The sequence below is a fragment of the Streptomyces sp. NPDC005438 genome (assembly GCF_040606315.1).
Classification (GTDB): domain Bacteria; phylum Actinomycetota; class Actinomycetes; order Streptomycetales; family Streptomycetaceae; genus Streptomyces.
The window spans coordinates 370596-396431 of sequence record NZ_JBEXEP010000007.1 but is presented as its reverse complement, the minus strand read 5'-3'; the positions used below and the strand labels follow the sequence as shown (position 1 = coordinate 396431).

Sequence of the window (25836 nt, the reverse complement as noted above, 5' to 3'; positions counted from 1 at the left end):
GCACCGTCGACCGCAACTGCTCCACCCAATAATCCGCCGAAAACTCCTCCACCACCTCACCCGTCAACGTCGACACCACCGGCCCCTCGCCCAGTACCGGGACCTCCAGCTGGATGCCCCGACGTCGTTCCGGGGTCCGTCGCTCCGGGTCCCTCGGCCGTGCGGCCGGACCCGTCAGCCGTCCGTCAGTGGAAGAAGTGCCGGGTCCCGGTGAGGTACATGGTGACCCCGGCCGCGCGGGCGGCCTCCACCACCGCCTCGTCACGTACCGAACCGCCCGGCTGCACCACCGCCCGCACACCCGCCCCGGTCAGCACCTCCAGGCCGTCCGGGAAGGGGAAGAAGGCGTCCGAGGCGGCGTAGGAACCCCGGGCGCGCTCCTCGCCCGCACGCTGTACGGCCAACCTCGCCGAGTCCACCCGGTTGACCTGGCCCATGCCGACCCCGACGGTCGCCCCGCCCTTGGCCAGCAGCACGGCGTTGGACTTCACCGCGCGGCAGGCCCGCCACGCGAAGGCGAGTTCGGCCAACTCCGCCACGTCCAGCGCCGCACCGGTGGCCAGGGTCCAGTGGGCCGGATCGTCCCCCTCCGCCTGGTAGACGTCCCGGTACTGGGCGAGAACGCCACCGTCGACGGGACGGAACTCCACGCCCCCGGACGGCGGTTGGGGGCAGCGCAGCACCCGGATGTTCTTCTTCCGGGACAGCGCCTCCACCGCTCCGTCCTCGTAGTCGGGGGCGACGATCACCTCGGTGAAGATCTCCGCGACCTGCTCGGCCAGGGCCGCGCTCACCGGCCGGTTGACCGCGATCACTCCCCCGAAGGCGGACAGCGGGTCGCACTCGTGCGCCCGCCGGTGCGCCTCGGCCACGTCCGAACCGATCGCGATCCCACAGGGGTTGGCGTGCTTGATGATCGCCACACAGGGCTGCGGGTGCTCGTAGGCGGCCCGGCGGGCGGCCTCGGTGTCGACGTAGTTGTTGTACGACATCTCCTTGCCGTGCAGCTGCTCCGCCTCGGCCAGCCCGCCCCGCCCCTCGGTGTAGAGGGCGGCCGGCTGGTGCGGGTTCTCGCCGTACCGCAGCGGAGTACGGCGCTGGTAGGCGGCGCCCAGGAACGCCGGAAGGGCCGGGCCCGACTCGTCCGCGGGGGCCGCATACTCGGAGGACTCGGAGGCGAACCAGTCGGCCACCGCCAGGTCGTAGCCGGCGGTGTGGGCGAAGGCCTCGGCCGCCAGCCCCTTCCGCTCCTCCAGCGAGAACCCCCCGCCCTTCGCCGCCTCCAGCACCCTCGGGTAGTGAGCCGGGTTGACCACCACCGACACCGAGGGGTGGTTCTTGGCGGCGGCCCGCACCATGGCGGGGCCACCGATGTCGATCTGCTCCACGCAGGCGTCGTGCCCGGCCCCGGAGGCCACGGTGTCCCGGAAGGGGTAGAGGTTCACCACCACCAGGTCGAAGGGCTCGATGTCCAGTTCGGTCAACTGCCGCTGGTGGTCGGGCAGTCGCAGGTCGGCCAGGATGCCCGCGTGCACCCGGGGGTGCAGGGTCTTCACCCTGCCGTCCAGGCACTCGGGGAAGCCGGTGAGGTCCTCCACGGCGGTCACGGGCACACCGGCGTCGGCGATGCGCGCGGCGGTGGAACCGGTGGACACCAGCCGCACCCCGGCGGCATGCAGTCCACTGGCCAGCTCCTCCAGGCCGCTCTTGTCAAAGACGCTGATCAACGCGCGGCGGAGGGGCCGCTTCGTACCTTCGACGGTCACGGAATCCGTACCTTTCGTCCCTCGATGCGGTAGCCGTCGCGGGCGAGGCGTCCCACGACGTCGACGAGCAGCCCACGCTCGACTTCCTTGATGCGCTCGTGGAGCGTCGACTCCTCGTCCTCGTCACGGACCTCCACCACGCCCTGCGCGATGATCGGCCCGGTGTCGACGCCGTCGTCGACGAAGTGGACGGTGCACCCGGTCACCTTGGCCCCGTAGGCCAGCGCGTCCCGCACCCCGTGGGCACCGGGGAAGCTGGGGAGCAGCGCGGGATGGGTGTTGAGCGTGCGGTCCCCGAAGCGGGCCAGGAACTCCGGGCCGACGATCTTCATGAAACCGGCCGACACCACCAGGTCCGGCCGATGGGCCGCGACCTCCTCGGCCAGCGCCCGGTCCCAGTCCGCGCGGGTGGCGTGGTCGCCGAGCCGGCAGACGAAGGTGGGTATGCCCGCCTCCCGCGCCCGCCGCAGCCCCAGGGCACCGGGACGGTCAGCGCCGACCGCCACCACCCGGGCGCCGTAACGCTCCGCGCTCTGTTCCTCCACCGCGTCCAACAGCGCCTGGAGATTGCTTCCCGAACCGGAGACCAGGGCCACCACCCGGGCGGGCCCGGTGGAGTCGGTGGCCGGACGGTCGGTGGAGGACTGGGCGGCCACGGTGGGGCTCCCTTACGGGGTGGTGCGACGGGGCGGGCCGGTACGCGCTGGGCCTGGCTGGGAACTTGGCGGGGCGTCCGACCGTCGGCAACGATACCGGCATCCGATCCGGCCCCCGAGATACGGGGGCAGCGGCTCGGGGTAGCGTCAAGGACGCCAGCCCCGTCCACATCACTCCCGGTGAGCGCGCCCCCCGACAGGGGTCAGCGCGCCAGGCGACACAGCGGGAGCGCGGAACGGGGACGGCGACAGCACGACAGCGACGGGGCCACCAGGACTAGGGGACACAGAACTTATGACGGACCGACGCCGCGCGGCCCAGACCTCCGACCAGGATCCCGGTGGCGCCGACACCTCGCGGGAGGACAACCCCTTCGCCGCGCCCCCCGAGGGTGCCGCGGACCAGCCGTGGCAGCCCCGGGGCGGGCGGGACGACGGGCCCTCCTCCGGCCCGGACGACGACCGGGACCGGGGCGCCTCGGGCCAGGGCGACGAGCCCACCCCCTGGGGCAACCGGTGGAGCCGACAGCAGCCGGGTCGGTCCGGCGACGGCTTCGGCGACGCCCCCGAGGGTCGCAACGGCGGGAACGGCAACGGGAACGGGAACGGCGGCCCCCGGATGCGCTGGGACCCCCGGGACCCGGTGCAACGCCGCGCCCGCTACGCCATGCTGGCCGGCCTCTGGGGCTTCTTCTTCGCCGCGTTCGTCAGCTTCCCCTCGATCGGGCTGCTGCTGGGCGCCCTCGGGCTGTACTGGGGGATCAGCGCCCTCCGGGGCAAGAACGACCCCCCGGCGAACGGGGACGACCGGTCCCGGGACTCCGAGGGCGGTGCCTCGGCACTGGGCCCCTGGGGAGCCGGCCCCTCGGACGAGCCGGCCACCACCCGCAACGGCCGGACCACCCGGCCGGTGGCCACCTCGGCGATCAGCGGCATCGTGCTGGCCAGCCTGGCGCTGACCGTGGTGGCCGCCAACTACACGGTGCGGATCGTCTACCGCGACTACTACGCCTGCGTCAACGACTCCCTGACCACCGACTCCCGCAAGGAGTGCCGCGACCTGGTGCCCAAGCAACTGCGCCCCCTGGTCGAACAGGACTGATCCCGAGGGACGCCCCGCCGGCCTCAGGGCGGCGCCCCGTACGCGCACCCCGCCCCACAGCGCGGCCGGACAACCGGACGGTACGGGGAGCCGGAGGCGCGGGACTGCGCGCCGGCGAACGGGACCGGGGCCCGGCCGTACGGTTTCCGCCCCGGCCCGCTCGCAGCCCCGAGTGGCCCGCAGCCACCCGACCTCGCGCGCCCTCAGGGTGACCCCGTACCGGCCCTCACCCGTCCACCGTTTCCCTCCGGGACCTACGCCACCACCACCGGCGCCCGGAGTCGGTGCCCCTGGCCGGGGCCGCGTGGCGTGGCCGGCGCCCCCGTGACTCCCGTGACCTCCTCGGCGTACGCCACAGCCGCCCCAGGCAGGCGGTCGGCACCCCGACCAGCAGGGTCCACGCCAGGGTGGCGAGGCCGGTCCACCAGGGCGTCGGCCCCATGTGGGCCAGGGTGTGGTGCCCCAGCGCCCCGGAGGCGCACCAGGCGAGCAACGCCATGGCCAGGGCGCTGAGCAGACAGGCGGTACCGGTGGCGGTGAGGGTGGCGGGCCAGCTCAGACGCCCGCCCTCGGGACCCCCCGAACGGGCCCGGGCCACACAGCAGCCCAGCGCCAGGGCCGCCAGTACGGGGACGGCCGCCGCCAGGGCGGTCGGGCCGGGGCCACCGTCCCCCGGGTGGGGCAGGGCCGCGAGCAGCGGGAAGTGCGGCAGATGCGGCAGCTCGGTGACCTGGGAGGGGGCGACCAGGCTGCCTCCGCCGAGGGTGAAGCCGGGGCCGAGTCCGTAGGCAGCCGCCCAGATCGCGGCGTTGGGGCTGAGGGCCACCGCGAGCAGCAGTACCGCCAGCCGGCCCGAGGTCGCGGTGGTCAGCTGGGGGAACGACAGCTGCACCGAGTCGGCGTGCCAGAGGGTGGCCAGGGCCACCAGTGCCGCGCCGCCGCCGCACAGGGCCACCACTCCGACCCCGGCGCCCCGGAGGGCGGTCTCCCGCCAGGGTTCGGTCGCCCGGGTGGCGCGGCGGACCCAGGAGGGGTCGACGTCCAGGGGAGGCAGCGGCCGGCCGTACGCGGCCCACACCCCGAGCCCGGCCAACGGCAGGGTGAACAGGGGCAGTTGGAGCGCGGCACGCCACAGGGTGACGTGGAGCGCTCCACCCGAGACGGCGGTGCAGGCCAGGGCGCAGGCCAGGGTTCCGGCCAGCAGGTAGCCGCCGCTGACCGCGAGGATCATCGGTGCCGGCCGGTTCTCCGGGCACGGCGGCGCCATGGCGACGGCGTCACGGGCTCCCCGGTACAGCAGTACCGCCGGCAGGGCCGTCAGCAGCAGGGGGGTGAGGGCCACCGGTACCGCTCCGTGGGGCGTCCCGCGTTCCAGGGGAGTGCCGTGGGCGAGCAGCCAGAGGTCGGCCGTGGTGCGCAGGGCGTTCTCGGGGCCGCTGTCGGGGTAGGGCGAGCTGATCCACAGCAGCAGTACGGGGATGGCCAGGAGTCCCAGTCCCAGACCTCCGGCGAGGAGGCCGGAGCAGAGCGCCCGGGAGAGGACCACGGCACCCTGGCTGGTGGGCGGCCGAAAGAGGGGGCTTCGGGGCGCCGCCGGAGCGGGCGGGGTGGCTGGTGAGGCGGGCGGGGCCGTACGGAAAGCGGTCACGGCGCCATGCTGCCAACAACACCCGTTTTGACCGTGCAGCGCGAGAACAACGGCAATGTCATCCAAGATGGCGTTATGCGCATTTTCAGATGGACGTCTTGTGGGCCGGAACGGGGGTCGCGACCTCCCTCCGGGCGGGGCACCGCGAACGGAGCGGACGGATGAGCACCGGCGGAGAACGCGGAGAGCATCGGGAGCAGGGCTCACAGGCGCAGCGCAAGCGCCCGCGCCCCGCCAAGAAGGCGCGGGGCGGACGGCACCTGGAAAAGAAGACCGGTACCGCACGGTCGTCCCAGGGCACCGCCCGTCGCAAGCCCGCCGAACACGGGACCGGGCGCGCCTCCGGTGGCCGTCGTACCACCACCCCGAAGACCACGGCCGAACGAAGCGTCTCCCCCACCCGCTCGACCAGGGGCAGGCACCCGTCGGACAACTCCCCCTCCGCCACGAGCGGTTCACCCACACCTCAGGCCAGCGCACCCCCGAGCCACCCGGCGACAGCCCCCACCGACCCCTCCAACGGGCGCCCCGGGGACAGGGCCCCGTCGGACAACTCCCCCTCCACCACGAGCGGTTCACCCACTCCCCGCGCCAGCGCACCCCCGACCACCACACCACCGAACCACCCGGAAACGGCCCCGGTCGAACCCCCCACCGCCCCCTCCAACGGGCGCCCCGGCGACAGGCACCCGTCGGACAACTCCCCCTCCACCACCAGCGGTTCACCCACCTCCCGCACCGCCACCTCTCCGACCCGTCCGGGGTCGACCCCAGGCGGCACCTCGGACGAACGGGCCGGGGACACCGACCGGGAGGGGGGTCGGCGTCGGACGCGTACCCGGTACGGGCAGCCGGTGGACGCCCCCGCGCCCGCCCACAACGGGCGCCGCCCCGCCGTCGGGCAACCGTCACTGGCGCCCTCCGCCCGGCTTCCGGTGGCCGGGATGCTGCCGGTGTTCGTGGCCAAGCCGCCCAAGTCGGGGCGCCTGCCCACCCCCCGGCGCCGTTCCGGTTACGCGCGCCGGCTGGGGGCGTACGGGGAGTGGGACCGGCCACCGCTGGCCTGGACCCCGGCCAGCGCCGAAGAGGCCGAGCCCGCCGTCCCGGAGGACGCCGAGGGCGGGCGGGAACGGGCGGACCGGGCCGAGGAGACAGCCGACCCCTCGGACGCCGCGCGGACCTTCGACCTGCTGTACGTGCTGCACTCCGACGCCCTCGCCCGGCAGTGCTTCGTCCTGACCGGCAACCGCGAGGTGGCCGAGCGGGCGGTAGCCCACGCCTTCCGCCTGGCCTGGGAGCGCTGGCCCGAGGTGATGCGGGACCCCGACCCCGAGGGCTGGGTACGCGCCGCCGCGCACGAGTACGCCCTCTCCCCCTGGCACCGCTTCCACCCCGCGAGGCGGCGGCCCCCCGGGCACCCCGGCACCGCCGAGGACCGGCGACTGTTGGAGGCCCTGCTGGCCCTGTCGGCGCCCTACCGGCGGGTCCTGCTGCTGCACGACGGCCTGGGCCTGGGCCTCGCGGAGACCGCCGCCGAGTGCGAGGCCAGTACGGCGGCCACCGCCGGACGGCTGCGGCACGCCCGGGGCCAACTGGTGGGCGCCGTACCCCGGTTGGGGCGGCTGCCGGAGTACGACCTGCGGCGCCGGATCGGGGAGACGCTGGCCGAACTGGGCGCCGCGCAACCCCTGCGGCCCCGGCGGCTGGCCCGGGTGCGCGAGGCCAGTGAACGCACCACGCGCCGCTGGACCCAGGCGGCGGTGGGGCTGACTGCGGCGGTGGCCGTGGCCACGGCCGTCACCTCGGTGGTCTCGCCGGAGCCCTTCGCCCCGCCGCATCCGGCTCCGAGCGCCGACCAGGGCGAGTCGTTGGTGCCCCCGGCGCAGCGCGACTGAGTCCGCGCGAACGACACGGCGGGCCCACGTGGTCTTCCACGTGGGCCCGCCGTGTGTGGTGCGGCCGGGTCCCGGGCCCGCTCCCGGGCGGGAGGCGGGCCGGAGGGTCCGGGTGCGACCGGGGTCAGCCGACGAGCAGCTCCCGGGCCAGACGGGCGGTCTCCGAGGGGGTCTTGCCGACCTTGACCCCGGCGGCCTCCAGGGCCTCCTTCTTGGCCTGGGCGGTGCCCGAGGAGCCGGAGACGATGGCGCCGGCGTGGCCCATGGTCTTGCCCTCGGGGGCGGTGAAGCCGGCCACGTACCCGACGACGGGCTTGGAGACGTTGGCCTTGATGAAGTCCGCAGCCCGCTCCTCGGCGTCGCCGCCGATCTCACCGATCATCACGATCAGGTCGGTGTCCGGGTCGGCCTCGAAGGCTTCCAGGGCGTCGATGTGGGTGGTGCCGATGACGGGGTCACCGCCGATGCCCACACAGGAGCTGAAGCCGATGTCCCGCAGCTCGTACATCATCTGGTAGGTCAGGGTGCCGGACTTGGACACCAGACCGATGCGGCCGGGCTTGGTGATGTCGGCCGGGATGATGCCGGCGTTGGACTGGCCGGGGGTGATCAGGCCGGGGCAGTTGGGCCCGACGATGCGGGTCTTGTTGCCCTTGCGGCCGGCGTGGGACCAGAAGGCGGCGGTGTCGTGCACCGCGATGCCCTCGGTGATGACCACGGCGAGACCGATCTCGGCGTCGATCGCCTCGATGACCGCGTCCTTGGTGAACTTCTCCGGGACGAAGATGACGGTGACGTCGGCGCCGGTGGCCTCCATCGCCTCCTTGACGCCGCCGAAGACCGGCACCTCGGTGCCGTCGAAGTCGACGGTGGTGCCCGCCTTGCGGGGGTTCACCCCGCCGACGATGTTGGTACCGGAGGCCAGCATCCGCCGGGTGTGCTTCTGGCCCTCGGAACCGGTCATCCCCTGGACGATGACCTTGCTCTCCTTGGTGAGGAAGATAGCCATGGTGTTGGTGACCCGTTCCTTTACTTAGCAGCCAGCTCGGCGGCGCGGTCGGCCGCTCCGTCCATGGTGTCCACCTGCTGCACCAGCGGGTGGTTGGCGTCGGTGAGGATCTTGCGACCCAGCTCCGCGTTGTTGCCGTCCAGTCGTACGACCAGGGGCTTGCTGACGTCCTCGCCCTTGGACTTCAGCAGCTCCAGGGCCTGCACGATGCCGTTGGCGACCGCGTCGCAGGCGGTGATCCCGCCGAAGACGTTGACGAACACCGACTTGACGTCCGGGTCGCCGAGGATGATCTCCAGGCCGTTGGCCATGACCTCGGCGGAGGCGCCGCCCCCAATGTCGAGGAAGTTGGCCGGCTTCACCGCGTTGTGCTTCTCGCCGGCGTAGGCGACGACGTCCAGGGTGGACATCACCAGGCCCGCGCCGTTGCCGATGATGCCGACCTGGCCGTCCAGCTTCACGTAGTTGAGGCCCTTGGCCTTGGCGGCGGCCTCCAGCGGGTTGGCGGCCGACTTGTCCTCCAGGGCCGCGTGGTCCGGCTGGCGGAACTCGGCGTTGGCGTCCAGCGACACCTTGCCGTCCAGCGCGATGATCCGGCCGTCGCCGGTCTTCACCAGCGGGTTGACCTCGACCAGCAGGGCGTCCTCGCGGACGAAGACGTCCCACAGCCCGCGCAGCACGTCGGCGATCTGGTCGGCGACCTCGGCCGGGAACTTGGCGGCGTCCACGATCTCGCGGGCCTTGGCCTCGGTGACACCCTCGACGGCGTCCACCGGGATCTTCGCCAGCGCCTCGGGCTTGGTGGCGGCGACCTCCTCGATGTCCATGCCGCCCTCGACGGAGGCCATGGCGAGGAAGGTGCGGTTGGTGCGGTCCAGCAGGAAGGAGACGTAGTACTCCTCCGCGATCTCGGCGGTCTGGGCCAGCATCACCTTGTGGACCGTGTGGCCCTTGATGTCCATGCCCAGGATCTGGCCGGCCTTCTCCACGGCGTCGTCAGCGTCGGAGGCCAGCTTGACGCCGCCGGCCTTGCCTCGACCACCGGTCTTCACCTGCGCCTTGACGACCGCGCGACCGCCGAGTCGCTCGGTCACCTCGCGCGCCGCCTCGGGGGTGTCAATGACCTCACCGGCCAGTACCGGTACGTCATGCTTGGCGAAGAGGTCCCTCGCCTGGTACTCGAACAGGTCCACGCGCGTCCGTCCCCTTATTTCCTGGTATCGCGGTTCGTTGTCTGCGTGGGCGTGCCGCTAGGGCAGCGTGACAACGCGGTCACAACGAGGGCGCTCACGATTCTCAACGTCGACCCGGGGGCGCGGCATGTCCGTCTTGCAGAGTAGCCCCGCCTCAGTGCGCCGCCTAAATCGCGGGTCACACCGGCGCGGTGAGACCGGTCACAACCGGTCGCGCCAGCGGGCCCTTACGGGCCCCGGGCCGGGGCCTCACCGGGGCCGGGCAGACGCGGGTGAGGGGCCCCACCAGCGGCCAACTCCCGCCGGCCACGGGGCCGTTGGGCCAGCCGGGGCGGCGGGGCGGGCTGGGCGCTGAGGGAGCGCGCCCTCACCGCTCCGGTATCGGAAGCGGGCGCTTCTCGATCGCGGCGGCCATCACCTCCGGGAAGAGGTCGGGCGTGCAGGCGAACGCCGGGGCGCCCAGGGCCCCCAGTGCCGCGGCGTGGTCCCGGTCGTAGGAGGGGGCACCCTCGTCGGACAGCGCCAGCAGGGTCACGAACTGGGTGCCGGAGGCCTTCATCGCGGCCACCCGCTTGAGCATCTCCTCGCGTATGCCGCCCTCGTACAGGTCGCTGATCAGCACCACCACGGTCTCCGAGGGGCGCGTGATGTGGGACTGGCAGTAGGCCAGGGCCCGGTTGATGTCGGTGCCGCCGCCGAGTTGGGTGCCGAACAGCACGTCCACCGGGTCGTCCAGGGCGTCGGTGAGGTCGACGACGCTGGTGTCGAAGACCACCAGACGGGTGCTCAGCGAACGCATCGAGGCCAGCACCGCCCCGAACACCGAGGAGTACACCACCGAGGGGGCCATCGAGCCGGACTGGTCGACGCAGAGGATGACCTCCTTCTTCACCACCTGGGACGCCCTGGCGTACCCGACCAGCCGCTCGGGCACCACCGTGCCGTACTCCGGGAGGTAGTTGCCGAGGTTGGCCCGGATGGTGCGGTTCCAGTCGATGTCCCGATGCCGGGGCCGGTTGACCCGGGCCGAACGGTCCAGGGCGCCGTTCAGGGTGGACCTGGTGCGGCTGGCCAGGCGCCGCTCCAGGTCGTCGACCACCTTCCGCACCACCTGCCGGGCGGTCTCCCGGGTGGACTCCGGCATCACCTGGTTCAACGACAGCAGGGTGCCGACCAGATGGACGTCCGCCTCCACGGACTCCAGCATCTCCGGCTCCAACAGCAGCCGGGACAGCCCCAGTCGGTCGATGGCGTCCCGCTGCATCACCCGCACCACGGAGCTGGGGAAGTAGGTGCGGATGTCGCCCAGCCAGCGGGCCACCCGAGGTGCCGAGCCGTTCAGCCCGGCCGAGCGGGTGCCGCCTCCCCCGCCTCCCCCTCCGCCCCGCTGCCCGTACAGCGCGGTGAGCGTACGGTCCATGTCGGCGTCCCCACCGCTGAGCTGGCAGCCGGTGCCCTCTCCGGCCCGCTCACCGCCCAACACCAGCCGCCAACGGCGCAGCCTCTCCTGGGAGTCGACGGTCATGGCGCAACCTCCTGGGGGATGCCGGACGCCTCAGCCGGGGTCGGGTCGGCGCGGGTCGGGGCGGGAACCGGAGCGGCTTCGGTGGGCGGGCCTCCGGGCCCCGGGCCCCGCAGCGACCGCAGGGTGGGCAGCACCGCGTCCGCCCGCTCCCGGTCCGGTACGGCGGCGAAGCCGTACCGGACCGGAGGCTCGACACGGTCCGGGTCCGGCGCCTCCTCGGGCCCACGGCGCACCAGTTCGCCCACCGTGCGTCGCACGCCCGTCTCGAACTCGGCGAAGGTACGGCGCAGCAGCGGCAGCACCTGGACGAACGCCTCCTCGGGCACCCGGGTCAGCCAGGCGTCCACCAGTCCGAGCAGGCGCCGGTCGTGGACCAGCAGCATCCCGCCACCGGACAGGAAGCCCTCGACCCAGGTGGCGGCCCGCTCGGGGTCGGTGCCCCGGGACAGGGCCCGGCCCATCCAGCGGGCCACCTCCTCGTCGTCCAACTCGCCCTCGTCCAGCAGCAGTCGGACGCAGCGCCCCTGGATCAGCCCGGGGGCGGTGTCCCGGGTGGCCAGGGAACGCAGCGTCTCCCGGAACCGGGGGCGCAGGTCCGTGCCCGGGCCGGTGCCGCCGTCCGCCCCGGCCTGGGCCATCAGCGCCACCGCGCGGTGGGTGGAGTCCAGATGGGTGCGCATCTGGGCGGCGCCCTCCTGGTCCAGTCCGGCGCAGGCCGGGGGCAGGCCCACACAGACGCGTTCCACCAGCCCCTCGGCGACCCTGGTGAGGGAGGAGGAGTCGGTGCCGCGCACGTCGCCGTACCGCATCGCCCGGACCAACGGGGGCAAGGCCAGGGCCAGTTCGCCCACGTCGGCGTCGAGCGCGGCACGGTCGGCCAGGGCCCGCATCACCACCGGCAGGGCGTCGGGCAGGTGGGCCAGCAGACAGCGCTCGGCGAGGGTGGACACCCCGGACAGCGAACCGGCCGCCCGGGCACGGCTTCGCGCCCTCGCGGTGGCGGCGCCCTCCACCGTGGTGCCCCACACCCCCTCCTCGACCACCCGCAGCGCCAGTTCGGGTTCCCACCGCAGACGCCAACTCTCCCGGAACGTCCCGGTGTTGCCGGTACGCGCGTGGGTGGGCTCGCCCCAGGGGACGTCCAGCAGCCGCAGGCGGTGCAGCAGTCGGCTACGGCCGCTGTCGATGTCCCGGCGCAGGTCGAGGTCCACCTCCCGGTCCCGCGCGGTGGGTGGCAGGCGCAGGGAGCGCTGTGCGCGTTCCAGGTCCCGTTGCAGCGGTACGGCTGGGGCGTCGTGGGGCACCTCGCCCAGGGCGTCGCCCACCACCAGGCGGTCGTGGACCAGGGCCAGCGGAACGTCGGAGCCCTCGCACATCACCGCCCGCACCGCGTCCAGGGTCTCGGTGAGCCCCGCCAGCGGACGGCCGCGCAGGGTGGCCAGGGTCTCCGCCAGACGCACCGCCTCGATCACGTGGGCCGGGGACACGTGGCGGTCCTCGTCCCTGAGCAGGCCGGCCACCCGGGTCATCCAGCGTTCGAGGGGCCGGTCGGGGGCGGAGAACAGGTGGCCGTACCAGCCGGGGGAGGTGATCCCGGCGCCGTACCCGCTGCGGCGGCTGAGCCGGCGGTGCGTCCAGGGCACCCAGGTCATCCCCACCTTGACCCGGGGCAGGCCCTTCAGCAGGGCGCGGTCCGCGCTGACGGTGGTCCTGGTGCGCAGGGCTGGTACGTGCCAGGCGCCGCAGACCACGGCCACCCGCTCGAACTCCCGGACCGCCTCCCGCAGTCGCAGCCGCATGTGTGCCTCGCGGCGGGCGTCGTCGGGGTGGTCGCGGCGGGGGTCATCGGGTCCGTGGACGCGGTCGGCCTCGTGAGTGCCTTCGGGGGGCCGCTCCCGCAGGGCCGTCATGGCCTCCTCCACGGCGGCGAAGGGGGCCAGCGCGTCCTGTCCGGTCTCCCCGGCGGGGCGTCCCCGGTGCTCGACCGCGTCCTCCCACCAGCGCTCGGGGTCGTCGTACCCCGCCGCCCGGGCCAGCTCGGCCAGGGGGTCGACCCGCAGCGGCCGGGGCCCGCCCGGGGTGTTCCCGGGGTCGCCGCTCAAGTCGCCGCCCAAGTCGCTGCCCAAGTCACCGCCCGCGGCGTCGGGTTCGGGCTCCGGCGATCCGCCCTCCCGGTCGCGCAGGGCCAGGGTGTTGCCGGCCGGCAGGTCGAAGAACCGCACCGGCACGCCCCGTCGCACCGCCCAGCGCAGGGCCACCCACTCCGGGGAGAACTCCGCCAACGGCCAGAAGGCCGCCCTGCTCGACTCCCCCGTCACATAGGCCAGCAGGGCGACCGGGGGCCGTAGTCCCCTCGAACCGGCCAGCTCCACCAGGGCGTCGGCCTCGGGTGGCCCCTCGATCAGCAGCACGTCCGGGCGGGAGGCCTCCAGGGCCGCCGCGACCGCACGGGCCGAACCGGGACCGTGGTGCCGTACGCCCAGCAGCAGGGGCGGTGTGCCCCGGCCGCCGGTCACGCGCTCACCTCGCGGCAGGCGCGGTAGAAGTCCTTCCAGCCCTCGCGCTCGCGCACCACCGACTCCAGGTACTCCTGCCAGATCACCCGGTCGTTCGCCGGATCGCGCACCACCGCGCCGAGGATGCCGGCCGCCACGTCGGAGGCGCGCAGCACCCCATCCCCGAAGTGCGCGGACAGGGCCAGTCCCCCGGTGACCACCGAGATCGCCTCGGCCGTGGACAGCGTGCCGGACGGGGACTTGAGCCTGGTGTGGCCGTCCTCGGTGGCTCCCGAGCGCAGCTCACGGAACACGGTGACCACCCGGCGGATCTCGTCGGCCCCCTCCGGCACACTCGGCAGGTCCAGCGAACGCCCCAACTGGTCCACCCGACGGGACACGATGTCCACCTCGGCCTCCGCCGAGGCCGGCAGGGGCAGCACCACCGTGTTGAACCGGCGCCGCAGCGCGCTGGACAGCTCGTTCACCCCACGGTCGCGGTCGTTGGCGGTGGCGATCAGGTTGAAGCCGCGCACCGCCTGCACCTCCTGCCCCAACTCCGGGATCGGGAGGGTCTTCTCCGACAGCACGGTGATCAGGGTGTCCTGCACGTCGGCGGGGATACGGGTCAGCTCCTCCACCCTCGCCGTGGAGCCCTCGGCCATGGCCCGCATCACCGGGCTGGGCACCAGGGCGTCCCGGCTGGGGCCGTGCGTCAGCAGCTGGGCGTAGTTCCAGCCGTACCGGATGGCCTCCTCGGCGGTGCCCGCCGTGCCCTGCACCAGCAGGGTGGAGTCCCCGCTGACGGCCGCCGCCAGATGCTCCGACACCCAGGTCTTGGCGGTGCCCGGCACCCCGAGCAGCAGCAGGGCGCGGTCGGTGGCCAGGGTGGTGACGGCCACCTCGACGATCCGTCGGGGGCCGACGTACTTCGGGGTGATCACCGTGCCGTCCGGGAGGGTCCCGCCCAGCAGGTAGGTGGCCACCGCCCAGGGGGACATCCGCCACCGCTCGGGACGGGGGCGGTCGTCGGCCCGGGTCAGGGCGTCCAGCTCGGAGGCGAACGCGTGCTCGGCGTGCGGACGCAGAGCGTCCGCGCCGGTGGTGTCGGTGTCGGCCCGCTGCGGGTGCTCGGCGTGGGTGACGGTCACAACTCCCCCTCGGTGCTGCCGGTTCGGCACGGCGACCGGCGGGCCCCGAGGCCCTCTCCGGTCGATGGGCCACACCCTGCACCACGGCACTGACAATCGCCCTGACCTGCGTGGACACCGTTTCCCGGGGCGTTGTCAGTGGCCCCTCCTACGGTGTGCCACATGACTGACGTGGGGGTCCGCTGGACGGCGGAGCAAGTGCTGGCGCTGGCGCCTGACGCGGCGTCACGCAAGGCCGGGGGCAAGCTGTCCGCGCCCGGCCCGTGGAGCGGGACCGGGGCCGGCGCCGACGCCGTGTGGGGGCTGTGCCAGGGCACCGGCAGGAAGCCGTACCAGACGGTCGCCCACCTCCCACCCGGCGGCGCGGCGGCCTTCCGGTGCAGCTGCCCCAGCGGCAAGGTCCCCTGCAAGCACGCCCTCGGCCTGCTGCTGTTGTGGGCCGACCCGGCGGGCCCGGTGGCCGCCGCCGACCAGCCGCCGGAGTGGGCGGACGGGTGGCTGACCGACCGCCGACAACGGGCCGCCCCCGCCGGCGCCTCTGACTCCGCCGCGACCAGGGCGCCCGCCGACCCGGAGGCCGCCCGGCGTCGCGCCGAGCGCCGCATGGGCAGGGTGCGCGAGGGAGCCGCCGACCTCCAGCGGCGGTTGGAGGACCTGCTGCACCGGGGGCTGGCCGGCGCCGACCAGCAGGGGTACGCCGACTGGGAGGAGATGGCCGCCCGCATGGTCGACGCCCAGGCCCCCGGACTCGCCTCCCGCACCAGGGCGTTGGGCACGTTGCCGGGCTCGGGGCCCCACTGGCCGGAACGCCTGCTGTCCGAGTGCGCCCTGTTGCGGCTCCTGGCCCAGAGCGCCGACCGGCTCGACCAGCTCCCCGCGCCGCTGGCCTCGACCGTACGGGCCCGGCTCGGGCTGAGCGTCGACGCCTCCGAGGTCCTCGCCCGGGGCCCGCTGGTCCACGACCACTGGCTGGTCCTGGCCCAACAGGACGCGGTGGAGGGCCGGTTGACGGTGCGTCGCACCTGGCTGCACGGCACCGGCGAGGGCGGCACCCCCGAGGGCCTGGAGCTGGTCCCCAGCCCGGGCGGTGGCCGTATGGCGCTGCTGATGGACTTCGCGCCACGGGGCGGCCCCCTGTCGCTCAACCTGCCGGTGGGCACCGTCCTGGACGCGGAGCTGGCGTACTACCCGGGGGCCAGCCCGTTGCGCGCCACCCTGGGCCCCCGGGGCGGCACCCTCAGCGGACGGCGCCCCCGGGGCGGCACCCTCGACGAGGCGGCCGGCGCCTACGCCCACGCCCTGCGCGGCGACCCCTGGCTGGACGAGTGGCCGGTGGTCCTCGACCAGGTGGTGCCCCTGCCCCAGGACGACGGCCGCCCCTGGCTGCTCGCCTCCGACCAGGGCACCGAGGCGGTGCCGCTCACCTCCGCCGTCCCCGGGTCGTGGCGGATGCTGGCCGTCTCCGGCGGGGCGCCCCTCACCGTGTTCGGCACCTTCGGGCACCGGGGGTTCACCCCGTACGCGGTCTGGGCCGACGAGCGGGTGACCCCCCTGTGACCGGCGACCCGACCCGCCACCGGAACCCCACCGAGGAGGGCACCGTGACCGACCCCGGCATCCCGTGGAACGACCTGGTCAGCGCCGCGTTGCTGGGCGCCGAGCGCCGCACCCCGCCCGGTGGTGGCGTCGGCGCGCTGCTGGACGCCGCCGCCGTACGGACGGTGCGCCACCGCGCGGGACTGCGGCCCGCCCCCGCCCCCGCCTCCGCGCGGCCCGAGCCGGCGCCCCCGGACGACCGGCCGTTCCTCCCGGAAGCCGCCGCGCGGCGGCTCGCCCTGCTGCTCACCGACCGGTCCCGGGGCGGCGACCACCGCTCCCGGGGCAGCAGCCCCCACCTCGCCGAACTGCTGCCGCAGTGGTTGAGCCTGGCCAACGCGTACGGGTACCAGGCGCCCCCCGCGCTGCTGCCCGAACTGCTGGACACCGCCCGCGCCCGGGACGAACTGCGGCCCCTGGTCACCCGTTTCGGTGGTCCACGCGCCGCCTGGCTGGCCCGCTGGAACCACGAATGGGGATACGCCCAGCGGCGTCACCCCGACGAACTCCCCGACGGCGCCGACGACCCGCCGCGTCCACCGGACGCGGAACGCGTGCGCCGGCTGTGGGAGGAGGGGCTGCCCGTGGAGCGGCAGCGCGTGCTCGACGCGGTACGCCGCCACGACCCGGCGGCGGCACGGGAGTTGCTGGAGAGCACCTGGTCGCGGGAGCGGGCGGCGGACCGCCAGTCCTTCCTGGGCGGCCTGCGCGCCGGGCTCTCGAGGGACGACGAACCCTTCCTCGAACGTGCCCTGGACGACCGCAGCGGCTACGTCCGCGCCCTCGCGGCCGAACTGCTCTCCCTGCTGCCCGACTCCGCGCTGGCCCGACGCGTGGCCGAGCGCGCCCGCGCCTGCGTACGGCCACCGGCCACCCCGGGCGACAGCCTGGTGGTACGACCCCCCACCAGCTGCGGGCCGGAGATGGTACGGGACGGCGTCACCGAGGAGGCGCCGCCCAGCCGTGGCCAACGGGGCTGGTGGCTGGACCAGTTGGTGGCCGCCACCCCGCTCCCCGTCTGGGAGGAAGCCCTGGCCAGACCCCCCGAGGAGATCGTCCAGATGCCGGCGGAGGAGTGGCGGGAGGACCTGCGCTCCGCCTGGTGCCGGGCGGCCGTACGGCAACTCGACGTGCGCTGGGCCCGGGCGCTGATCGGCCCGCCCACCACCCTCCCCAAGGGCCAGGCGGAGAACCCGGCACCCCTGCTGGCCGTCCTCCCCGCGCGGGAACGCGTGGAGTGGGCCAGCCGTTTCGTGGCCGCCCAGGGCCTGGACCACACGTACCCGATCCTGGAGACCTGCCCGGTCCCCTGGCCGGCCCCCCTGGGCGACGCCGTGGTGGACGCCCTGGAGATCGCCCGGGAACGCGGTGCCTACCCCTGGTCGCTGACCCGGGTGGTGTCCCTGGCCGAACGGTGCCTGGACCCGGACCTGGCCCCACGACTGGCACCCCTGGGCGAGCTGCCGGAGACCACCGGCAACGGATACCCCGGGGCCCGGACGTACTGGGTGGAGGCGGCCCAACGCCTGGTCGCCACCCTGGAGTTGAGGCGCACCCTGCGGGCCGAACTCGCCGGTGAACGGCACCCGCCGGGTCCCGCCGACCCCTCGGACGGTTCCCCCGGCTTCCGCGAGGAGGTGCCCCACGGTGAGTGATCCTCCCCCGGGGCCGGCCGAGGTGCCGGGGGACGCCTCTGGCCATCCCGACGTGCCGGAGACCCCGACCGCTCCCCCGACCGACCTCGGCGCTGAGTCCGGTATCGGCCACCCACCCTCTGCCCGAGCCCCCACCCACGGAGGCCGCGAGGCCGACGAAGCCCACGCACCAGGGCAACACCAGCAGCCAGGGCCGGCCGAGGTGACGGGGGATGTCGCCGATCCGCCCCACGAGGGGACGCCGCCGCACCGCGTACCCGCTCTGACCGCATCACGACGAGCGGGGCACCGACCACCCACGGCGAAGCCGGTCGTCGGCCACCACGGGTGGTCCAAGCCAGCCGCCCAGAGGGGCCGCAGCGCCACGGGGGCGGGACAACGCCAGATGGCGCCCCCAGGCCTCGGCTCGGGGCGGCGGTTCAGGCAGCGGCTCAGGCGGCGTAGCCAAGCGCGGACGGCATCCGACACAATCGGTCACCGGATCGAGGCGGACCAGACGGGCCGGGCGGACGGGAGCGCGTACGTGAGACTGCGGCACCAGGTGGAACTGACCCCGCTGCCCCGGGCCTGGGTGGAGGACCTGTTCCGCACGGCCCAGCAGACGTTCCGGGAGATCGAGGAACGGGACGGTTCCCTCAGCCTGGACGGCCAGCCGGTGACCGTGGCGCGGCTGACCGAGGGGGTGCACCGGTCCCCCGGCGCCCTCTACACCCTCCAGGACGAGAACGGCCAGCACACCAGCCAACTGCGGCTGACCGCCTGGGACCTGGAGTCCCTGCGGTTGGAGGTCTCCTCGGCGGAGGAGGGGCTCCGTATGGAGACCAAGCTCGAACTCCTCCAGCCCCGCACCCCCCGCACTCTCCGCGCCTCCACCCTGCTGCGGGGAGAGGGCTCCTGGCCCCTGCTGCGCAGCGGGGAGGTCGGCGCCGTCCTCGACCTGGCGGACTGGTGGGCCTCGGCGGCGGGGCTGCGCAAGGGCGAGGACCTCGGCCCCCGTCGGGCACCGTTCCAGCTGACGTTCCGGCACCACCTCGCCCGGGGTACCGCGTCGGTCGCGGTGGCCCCCGGGAAGAAGGGCCGTTGGCAGGTCACCGTCACGGCACGCCTGCACGGCCGTCGTTGGGCGCGCCCCCTCGTACCCCCGGCCCTGCGGATAGCCCGGACCCGTGACCGGTTCCGCACCGCCCTGGACGACCACGCGAAGCAGTGGAACGAGCAGGTCCCCGCCCTGCTGGAACGGCCACCGCACGAGCTGCGGGAGGAACTGCGCCGCGAACTGCTGGGCCTGACTCCCGAGAAGTCACCCGACGCCCCACCACCACCGGACACCAAGGGCTAGGGACCGTCGCTCCTCGGACCACCGAGGGGCTCACGTGCTCCGGCGCCGCGCCTCGTCGTGTTGTCGCACCTCGCCGCCGTAGCGGTCGGGGTCGCCGATGCTCCGCGTCGGCCGCCCCCTCCGCCGTACGATCCACGACACCGGCGTTGTCCCGAATCGCGACCCCGCGAGCCTCGGGGGTGGGGATCGGGCAGGCGGTGGGTGGCCAACGCAGGTCTCCACGCTGGGGTCGGTCGGGGGTCGATCGGGTCCCCGGGACGGCGGGATGGTCGGGGACATCCCCCACGACACCGGAACCCGCCCCCGACTCCCCAGAACCTCACGCTCCCCGCCCCCGAGGGGCGTTCGGCGTCGGGTCAGTACGGCACCCCCCTCGCACCCCGCGAACTCCCACCACCCACCCACCTGTGGGGGCTGCCAGACGGACAAGCACCCGCACCCGGCAGGACGCCCCCTCACCGCTACCGCGCCAGCACCCACGCCTCGAACTCCCCCACCCGCCCGCCCGCTGAGGCCGTGGCACGCATCGGCAGGACGCGCGTCCACCCACACCCCGGACACCACATCCCCAGCGACACCAGCCGTGCCGCGCACCGTCACGGCACCGGAGTCGGCGGCCCCGAAGCCCGGAAGGCCGGCCCGGTACGGCCAGGGGCGGCACCTGGACCGTGGTGGGTCAGTGAACGGACTCCGGTGCCCGTTCCCGTGGAAGCCCGCGCGCCGGGGGGCCACGTCCAGACGCAGGTGCAGCGTCCGATGGCGCAAGGTTCCCGATGGCGTCGACGACGGCCACGACGACGCTCGGTCGCAAGGGCCAGCCGTGTCGGAAGCTGCCCACCAAAGCCAGCCACAGCAGGTCGCTCGTGCACCCGCGCAAAGTTCGCGGCTGCCGGGAGTCGAGCACGGCGGAGGAGGAGCGCGATACGGCACATCGGCGACCGTGCCCGCGACAACACGGCGGGGTGCGGTACATCGCGCTGCCACGTCACACGAGCCCTCGGCGAGCGGAACGGGCGTTGCCCCGGCCTCGCGATCTTCGCTGTCTTCGCGGCCCTCGCAAGGAGAGTCGCTCGGTTCGCCAGGCTGAGGCGGCGGGGAAAGGCCGGGTTCGCGCGTGGGCCGACCGGCCGGTTCCGCACGGAGTCGCGTCGGGGCCTCCCGTCCGAACTCCCCCGCCGTCAGGCCCCGTTCGACGATGTGCGCACCGCCAGTCCGAGCGGGACGGATCCGGTGGGGCGGTCGGTGCCGGACGCGTGGTGGGTACCCGGTGGTGGACGCTGTCGGCGGGCGGTTCCGCCGAGGGGCTCGTACGCACGGGGCGGCGAGGGCGACGGATGCCCGGACACGGCCGTGGAGTACGAGACGCCCTGGTGAGCGCACCGGACTCGGGGTTCACCGGACCCTCGCACCGCCGGTCACCGGTCTGGGAGGATCGGCCGCATGGGACTTCTGGCGTGGTGGCGCGTGAAGCGGATGAGGGACCCGGTCCCCGGCTCGTTGAAGGTGACGGTCTGCGCGCAGCCCGGGACGATGGCGGCGACGGCGAGCGCTTCCTACAGCGCGCTCGTGATGGGCGTGGTCGAAGGGCCGGGCATCACTCCCCGGGCCGTCGAGTTCTCCTCCCATGTGCCCGCCGCACGCTGTCCGAGGTCGGGGCAGCGCGTGCCGGTGGTCGTGGACCGCGCCGATCCGCACCGGGTCGTCATCCGGTGGGACCAGGTACCGCGCCGGGACGTCCTCGGGCCGGCCCGCCGCGCCAACCAGCGGGCGGCGGCCACGGAACGCTGGAAGCGACGGCGCCGGGACGGCGGTTCCCGGACGGGGGCCTGACCAGCCCCGGTTCCTCGGCCCGGCTCAGGCCGCCCCGGCGAGCACCGGCGTTCCCCGGGCGGAAGTGAGTCGACGGATCCTCTGGCGCGGATCCCGAAGGGGAGCCGCCGGTACGCGGTGACCGCAGCGGCCAGCCCGCTCGCCCCGACGAGGCGGCGGGTGGGCCCTCGCCGCGAACGGCCCGTACGACGCCTACGGCGAGCACCGGCCCGGGCCCCGTACGGCCCGGCGCGTCCACGCACACCCTCGTGGCCGACGCCCCGCGATCCCCGTACCGACAACCGTGGCTACCGCCGCCTCACCGACGGGAACGGCGGGTGAGGTCCCCAGGCCCGCCGTACCCCGCCGTACCTCGTGGAGAGGTGCCGCTCAGGAGGCGAGCTGGCCCACGTGGGCGCGTACCCACTCCACGATCTCCGTGGTGGTGGCCCCGGGGGTGAAGATCTCGGAGACGCCCTTCTCCTTCAGCGGAGCGATGTCCTCTTCCGGGATGATGCCGCCGCCGAACACCTTGATGTCCTCGGCCTCCCGCTCCGCCAGCAGTTCCAGCACCTTCGCGAAGAGGGTGTTGTGGGCGCCGGACAGGATGGACAGGCCGATGGCGTCCGCGTCCTCCTGGATCGCGGTGCCGACGATCTGCTCCGGCGTCTGGTGCAGTCCGGTGTAGATGACCTCCATGCCGGCGTCCCGCAGAGCCCGCGCGATCACCTTGGCCCCACGGTCGTGACCGTCGAGCCCCGGCTTGGCGACCACCACACGAATCGGACCGGATACGCCCATGACTTGTTGCCTCCCTTGACGGGTCTCCGTCGACCCCTCAGCCCGGCAGGGACCCGTTCGCCTGCTCGACGCCCTCATGTTGGTGCCGATCAGGGCACCTGAGCCCCCTCAGCATCTCCTACCTCGCCACGAAGGTCAGCGATACGCGTCACCTCCAGAGCCGCCCTCACGGTACCCCCCGCCCGGGCGACCGACCCTTCGAGGGCGGGCCCGGGCCGGCGGACGGACGTACGCGGTTCAGGAACCCTGCGGCTGGCGGGCGTCGGTGTTGGACAGGACGGGCCCCAGGGGGAGGTAGCTGGCCCAGGCGGCGGGCACCGGGGTGGGGTCCTGGTCGCCGTAGCCCAGGCGGCGTTGGCTGTCCTCGTCCCGCTGCGCCTCCCGCTGGGAGGACTTCCTCTCCGTACCGATGCCGGAGTCGTCCCGGTCGGAGTCCTTGCTCTTGCGCAGGGCGTACCGCAGGCCGGTGTCGGTGACCAGGTAGGTGGTGCCCTCCTTGGTGGAGCGGCCGGAGTACTGCCGGAAGAGTTGGCCCGACCCGGGGCTGACGTGGGCGGTGGTGGTGTCGGCGTTGACGGCGAGGGGGAAGTTCTTGCCGGACCAGGTGCTCAGGTCCGGCTTCCCGTTGGAGTGGACGTCGCGCAGGACGTTGCAGAAGGTGTCGTGTCCGTCGTCGTTGACGATGTCGCCGCCGACCTTCTTCGGCCAGTCCTTCTCGTCACCGAAGGAGGCGCCGAGTTCTTCCACCGGGGGCACGCGGGTCGGCTCCGTCTGGTCCAGCCGCTTCAGGTCGGGGCTGGACAGCAGCAGGTTGGCCATGAAGTCGCTGACGGGGGCGACCCGGCCGGGCAGGACCAGGTACTTGGCGGTGCCGTCGGCGACCGGGGCGGTGAGGATCATGCCGACCTTGTTGGCCGGGCCGGAAAGCCCGGGAACGTTGGCGGGGGCACCGACGGTGCCCTTGATCTCGGGGAAGGTGATGGGGTCGCCCTCGTCCGTGGTGTTGAGCCACTCCTTGGAGACCCGCTGGGGCTTCTTGTTCTGGCCCACCACCTGGCGGCGCAGGGGCTCGCCGGCCTCTCCCTCGGGGAGGCGGTACCGCTTGCCCCGGTGGTCGACCACGTGGAGGCTGTGGTCGGGGCCCTCGACGTACATCAACTCGCCCGCGCGGAGCCGGTTCCGGCCCTCGACGCTGCGCTCCTCCCGCTGGTTGAGCACGAAGGCGGCCTTGCGGATGTTGCGGGAGCCGCCCTCGTTGACCGTCTCGCACACGGCCCACCGCTTGCGGGTGCCGGCGTCCTTGGGGTCGGGCAGCCGGTCGGGGGCGTAGGGGATGCCCAGCAGCGGGCCGCGCGGGGGCTTGCCGGCGTCGAGTATCTTCTCGTCGACCTTGACCACGTCCCCGCTCTGGTCGGAGAGCAGGAGTTTGGCGGAGGCCAGGTTCAGTACCGGGTGGAGCTGGGGAGGTCGGCCATCGGTCGTGAGGACCACGTAGGTGGTCATCGACTCGCTGCCGACGATGATCTTCTCCTTGGGCTTGTCCCAGTCCTTGGGGGCCTTGGGGGAGAACATGCCCCAGGCGCCGAAGACCGCCAGGACGACCACACCGACGACCAGCCCGGGCAGGAACCCGCGAAGGGGTCGGGGCGCCCCCTCCTCGGTACCGGTCGGATTGGGCTGGACGAACTGGGCGACCAGACGCCGTTTGGCGAAGGTGTAGGCGTTGAGTTCGTCGCGCCGTGACGCCATGACCTGAAGTACCTCCTGCCGGGGACGAAGCCCGGCTGACTGCCGCTGAGGCGGGGTGTCCTGGTGTCGCTCGGCGAGGGAGCCGAAGCAGCACGAGGGTAATGGACGGTGGTGCACCCGGTGTCGGGGTGGTGACTGGTGGTGGTGAGGAATACGGCGAGGAGAGGCGGGGCCCGGGCCGTCTCCCCTCCCCGTCAAGGGGGACCTCTCCCCGCGTCCGGTGGGCGTCCCCCGACGCCCGGTTGGGGCAGCGCCCGCGCCCCGCTCCCGTTCCGCGTCGGTGTCCGTACCGTGCTGGCGCACCGGCCCACCTCCCGACGCCACGCCGGCGGTGACGGCAAACCGCGTCAGGCGGCCCTGTTGCCGGGACAGTTGGGGCGGTTGGGCACCGGACCACCGACTGCCGGCGAAGCGCGCGAACCGGGGAGAACCTCTCGAACGGCGCTCGAAGCGACAGTCAACCGGGGCCGGGACGTCGGCCGAAAGGCGGGTGATTGCCCGGTTCTGGGGGGTGCAAAACCTGCGAGAGATTGTCGCCGCCGCGCACCCCCGGTACAGTCCCCCGCGTTGCTCCGCCCTTGTTGCCGAGGCGAAAGTGAAGTTGGTGAACGAAAGTCACCCGTCGGGCTTTCCTTACCCGTACGACGGTTCCCCCACTTACGGTGGCGACGTGTCCGCCCTCTACCAGGGCGGTGCTACCGACCCCCGGTTCCCGGGTGGCGAGGCCGCAAACTCCCACGCCCCGGGCGGCTTTGAGGGCTTCCCGGACACGGGAGGCGCGTACGGCGGATACCCGCAGACCGGCCACGGCTGGCAGGGCGAGCACCCCACGTACCACTCCACCGACCACCACGGCGGTTGGGCCGCCGAAGGCTACGGACAGGGCGACCCCCTCTTCGGCACCATGCCGGGCGACCAGGCCGTGACCCACGGTCCGGCCGACGCCTCCAACGGCTGGTACGGCCAGGAGAGTTGGGGCACCAACCCCGAGGGGTCGGCCTACGACACCTCCGGCTACGGCTATCCGGCGGCTGCCTGGGAGCAGCCGCTTTCCCACGGGACCGCCGAGGCCCCGCAGTGGTCGGACCACTCCGGCTGGGACGGTTCGGCCTACGGCGCCTCCCCCGAGGGGTACCCGACGACCGGCTCCTGGGGCGCCGACACCGAGGGCCACGTGCCCAGCCCCCTGGCGTACGGCCAGGGCTACGGCCCCGCCGGCTGGGGCGAAACCACCGGCGCCTCCTGGGACTTCAGCCACCTGGCCACCCCGGGGTACGCCGAGGAGAGCCAGGTCGGCGAGCACGGCCACACCGAGTGGGGCGCCCACTCCGGCACCCACTCCGGCGGCGAGGACCCGTGGGGCGGCGCGGCCGGCGAGACGGCGGCCATGCCGGTGTTCACCGAGGAGGACGCCCACGGGTACGCCCCGTCCCCGTACTCCCCCTCCGAGCGGGAGTACGACTTCCCCGACTCCGAGGCCGACCACGGTCGCGACGCCCACCCGGACTCGGTGCTCCACCACGAGACGTTCGACCAGGAGGCGTTCGACAAGGCCTTCGACCGGGACGAGGACGAGCCCTCCCCCGTCGGGCCGGCCACCGTCCCCGCTCCCCGGGGTCGGCGCCGTTCCCCGAAGCCCAAGCGCACCGCGCTGTTGACGGTGGCCGCTCCCTCGGTGGCCGTACTGGGCGTGGCCGGCATCGCCGCCGCCACGGTCTCCGGGCCGGACAACGGCGGCTCGGACAAGCGGCAGGAGGCCGCCGACCGCACCGACCAGGTGGCGCCGTCGTCCGATGACGAGCAGGGGCAGTCCAACAAGCTGGACACCCAGATCGCCGGACTGTCGCAGGACGCGGGCGACTTCGCCAACCGCGCCAGCCGTACCCAGGAGCGCCTGGACCTCAAGGAACGCCAGGAGACGGAGAAGAAGCGCAAGGCCGCCGAGGCCGCGCGCAAGGAGGCGATGCGCCCCAAGTTCTCCCTCCCGGTGAAGGAGCACGGGCTGAGCGCCACCTACGGCCAGGCCGGGGTGAACTGGATGTCGCTGCACACCGGCATCGACTTCCCGGTCAGCTACGGCACCCCCGTGCTGGCGGCCACCGACGGCACGGTGACCACCAAGTACGACATGAGCTACGGCAACATGGTGATCGTGACGGCCGAGGACGGCACCGAGACCTGGTACTGCCACCTGGGCAGCACCAAGATCCGTGGCGGCGAGGTCAAGGCCGGCGACACCATCGCCTACTCCGGCAGCTCCGGCAACTCCACCGGCCCCCACCTCCACTTCGAGGTACGCCCCGGCGGTGGCTCGGCCATCAACCCCCTGCCCTGGCTCCAGGCCAAGGGACTGAACCCCAACTAGGCCCGCACCAGGCCCGACACCGGGCGTCGGCCGTCCTGTTGCCGGCCCCCGTTCCGACCCGCCCCGGTGGGTGGCGACCCCT

The 25836-nt window shown here is 73.9% G+C and carries 17 protein-coding genes; 7 read left to right on the top strand and 10 right to left on the bottom strand.

From position 1 onward, the window contains the following. Positions 1-185 precede the first annotated feature (185 nt). Positions 186-1766 carry a bifunctional phosphoribosylaminoimidazolecarboxamide formyltransferase/IMP cyclohydrolase gene (purH, locus tag ABZT14_RS17540; RefSeq protein ID WP_356303102.1) on the bottom strand — a complete coding sequence of 527 codons (1581 nt, stop codon included), beginning with the start codon at positions 1764-1766 and terminating at the stop codon, positions 186-188. Next, positions 1763-2422: a phosphoribosylglycinamide formyltransferase gene (purN, locus tag ABZT14_RS17535; RefSeq protein WP_356303099.1), complete on the bottom strand. Its 660-nt coding sequence runs from the start codon at positions 2420-2422 to the stop codon at positions 1763-1765. The genes purH and purN overlap by 4 nt, the downstream gene beginning before the upstream one ends. Before the next feature lie 295 nt (positions 2423-2717). Here purN and ABZT14_RS17530 point away from each other — a divergent pair, with 295 nt between their 5' ends. Next, a complete protein-coding gene (locus tag ABZT14_RS17530) occupies positions 2718-3524 on the top strand; it encodes a hypothetical protein (protein WP_356303096.1) in 807 nt (268 codons plus the stop codon). Between the two features lie 226 nt (positions 3525-3750). Here ABZT14_RS17530 and ABZT14_RS17525 read toward each other — a convergent pair whose 3' ends face one another. Next, positions 3751-5070: a DUF6350 family protein gene (locus tag ABZT14_RS17525; RefSeq protein WP_356303093.1), complete on the bottom strand. Its 1320-nt coding sequence runs from the start codon at positions 5068-5070 to the stop codon at positions 3751-3753. 956 nt (positions 5071-6026) lie between these two features. Here ABZT14_RS17525 and ABZT14_RS17520 point away from each other — a divergent pair. After that, positions 6027-7067 carry a sigma factor-like helix-turn-helix DNA-binding protein gene (locus tag ABZT14_RS17520; RefSeq protein ID WP_356303090.1) on the top strand — a complete coding sequence of 347 codons (1041 nt, stop codon included), beginning with the start codon at positions 6027-6029 and terminating at the stop codon, positions 7065-7067. A 124-nt stretch (positions 7068-7191) separates the two neighbouring features. Here the strand turns inward: ABZT14_RS17520 and sucD are convergent, their stop codons facing one another. From sucD to ABZT14_RS17495, 5 genes are all read right to left on the bottom strand, one after another. Then, entirely contained in the window at positions 7192-8076 is an 885-nt protein-coding gene (gene sucD, locus ABZT14_RS17515) for a succinate--CoA ligase subunit alpha (RefSeq protein ID WP_356303087.1), read from the bottom strand. A 20-nt stretch (positions 8077-8096) separates the two neighbouring features. Continuing rightward, positions 8097-9269: an ADP-forming succinate--CoA ligase subunit beta gene (sucC, locus tag ABZT14_RS17510; protein WP_356303084.1), complete on the bottom strand. Its 1173-nt coding sequence runs from the start codon at positions 9267-9269 to the stop codon at positions 8097-8099. A gap of 367 nt (positions 9270-9636) precedes the next feature. Next, the gene (locus tag ABZT14_RS17505; protein ID WP_356303081.1) at positions 9637-10794 is read right to left on the bottom strand and encodes a VWA domain-containing protein; all 1158 of its coding nucleotides are present in this window, start codon (positions 10792-10794) and stop codon (positions 9637-9639) included. Beyond that, positions 10791-13310 (bottom strand): DUF5682 family protein, encoded by a 2520-nt coding sequence (locus ABZT14_RS17500; RefSeq protein WP_356303078.1) that lies wholly within the window; start codon positions 13308-13310, stop codon positions 10791-10793. The genes ABZT14_RS17505 and ABZT14_RS17500 overlap by 4 nt, the downstream gene beginning before the upstream one ends. Next, positions 13307-14377: an AAA family ATPase gene (locus ABZT14_RS17495; protein WP_356303149.1), complete on the bottom strand. Its 1071-nt coding sequence runs from the start codon at positions 14375-14377 to the stop codon at positions 13307-13309. The genes ABZT14_RS17500 and ABZT14_RS17495 overlap by 4 nt, the downstream gene beginning before the upstream one ends. 225 nt (positions 14378-14602) lie before the next feature. On the opposite strand from ABZT14_RS17495, the gene ABZT14_RS17490 reads away from it, so the two are divergent. The 4 genes from ABZT14_RS17490 to ABZT14_RS17475 all read left to right on the top strand — a co-directional run bounded on the left by ABZT14_RS17490 (position 14603) and on the right by ABZT14_RS17475 (position 20860). Beyond that, positions 14603-15997 (top strand): SWIM zinc finger family protein, encoded by a 1395-nt coding sequence (locus tag ABZT14_RS17490; RefSeq protein WP_356303075.1) that lies wholly within the window; start codon positions 14603-14605, stop codon positions 15995-15997. Beyond that, positions 15994-17691, top strand: a complete 1698-nt coding sequence (locus ABZT14_RS17485; protein ID WP_356303072.1) for a DUF5691 domain-containing protein — start codon at positions 15994-15996, stop codon at positions 17689-17691. Before ABZT14_RS17490 ends, ABZT14_RS17485 begins: the two co-directional genes overlap by 4 nt. A 523-nt stretch (positions 17692-18214) precedes the next feature. Then, a complete protein-coding gene (locus ABZT14_RS17480) occupies positions 18215-19030 on the top strand; it encodes a hypothetical protein (RefSeq protein ID WP_356303069.1) in 816 nt (271 codons plus the stop codon). Between the two features lie 1440 nt (positions 19031-20470). Then, the gene (locus tag ABZT14_RS17475) at positions 20471-20860 is read left to right on the top strand and encodes a hypothetical protein (protein WP_356303066.1); all 390 of its coding nucleotides are present in this window, start codon (positions 20471-20473) and stop codon (positions 20858-20860) included. Positions 20861-21229: 369 nt separating this feature from the next. Here ABZT14_RS17475 and ABZT14_RS17470 read toward each other — a convergent pair whose 3' ends face one another. Both ABZT14_RS17470 and eccB read right to left on the bottom strand, forming a co-directional pair. Then, positions 21230-21640: a cobalamin B12-binding domain-containing protein gene (locus ABZT14_RS17470; RefSeq protein WP_356303064.1), complete on the bottom strand. Its 411-nt coding sequence runs from the start codon at positions 21638-21640 to the stop codon at positions 21230-21232. A gap of 237 nt (positions 21641-21877) precedes the next feature. After that, positions 21878-23389, bottom strand: coding sequence for a type VII secretion protein EccB (gene eccB, locus ABZT14_RS17465; protein ID WP_356303061.1), 1512 nt, complete (start codon positions 23387-23389; stop codon positions 21878-21880). 670 nt (positions 23390-24059) lie between these two features. Here eccB and ABZT14_RS17460 point away from each other — a divergent pair. After that, positions 24060-25754, top strand: coding sequence for a M23 family metallopeptidase (locus ABZT14_RS17460; RefSeq protein WP_356303058.1), 1695 nt, complete (start codon positions 24060-24062; stop codon positions 25752-25754). Positions 25755-25836 lie beyond the last annotated feature (82 nt).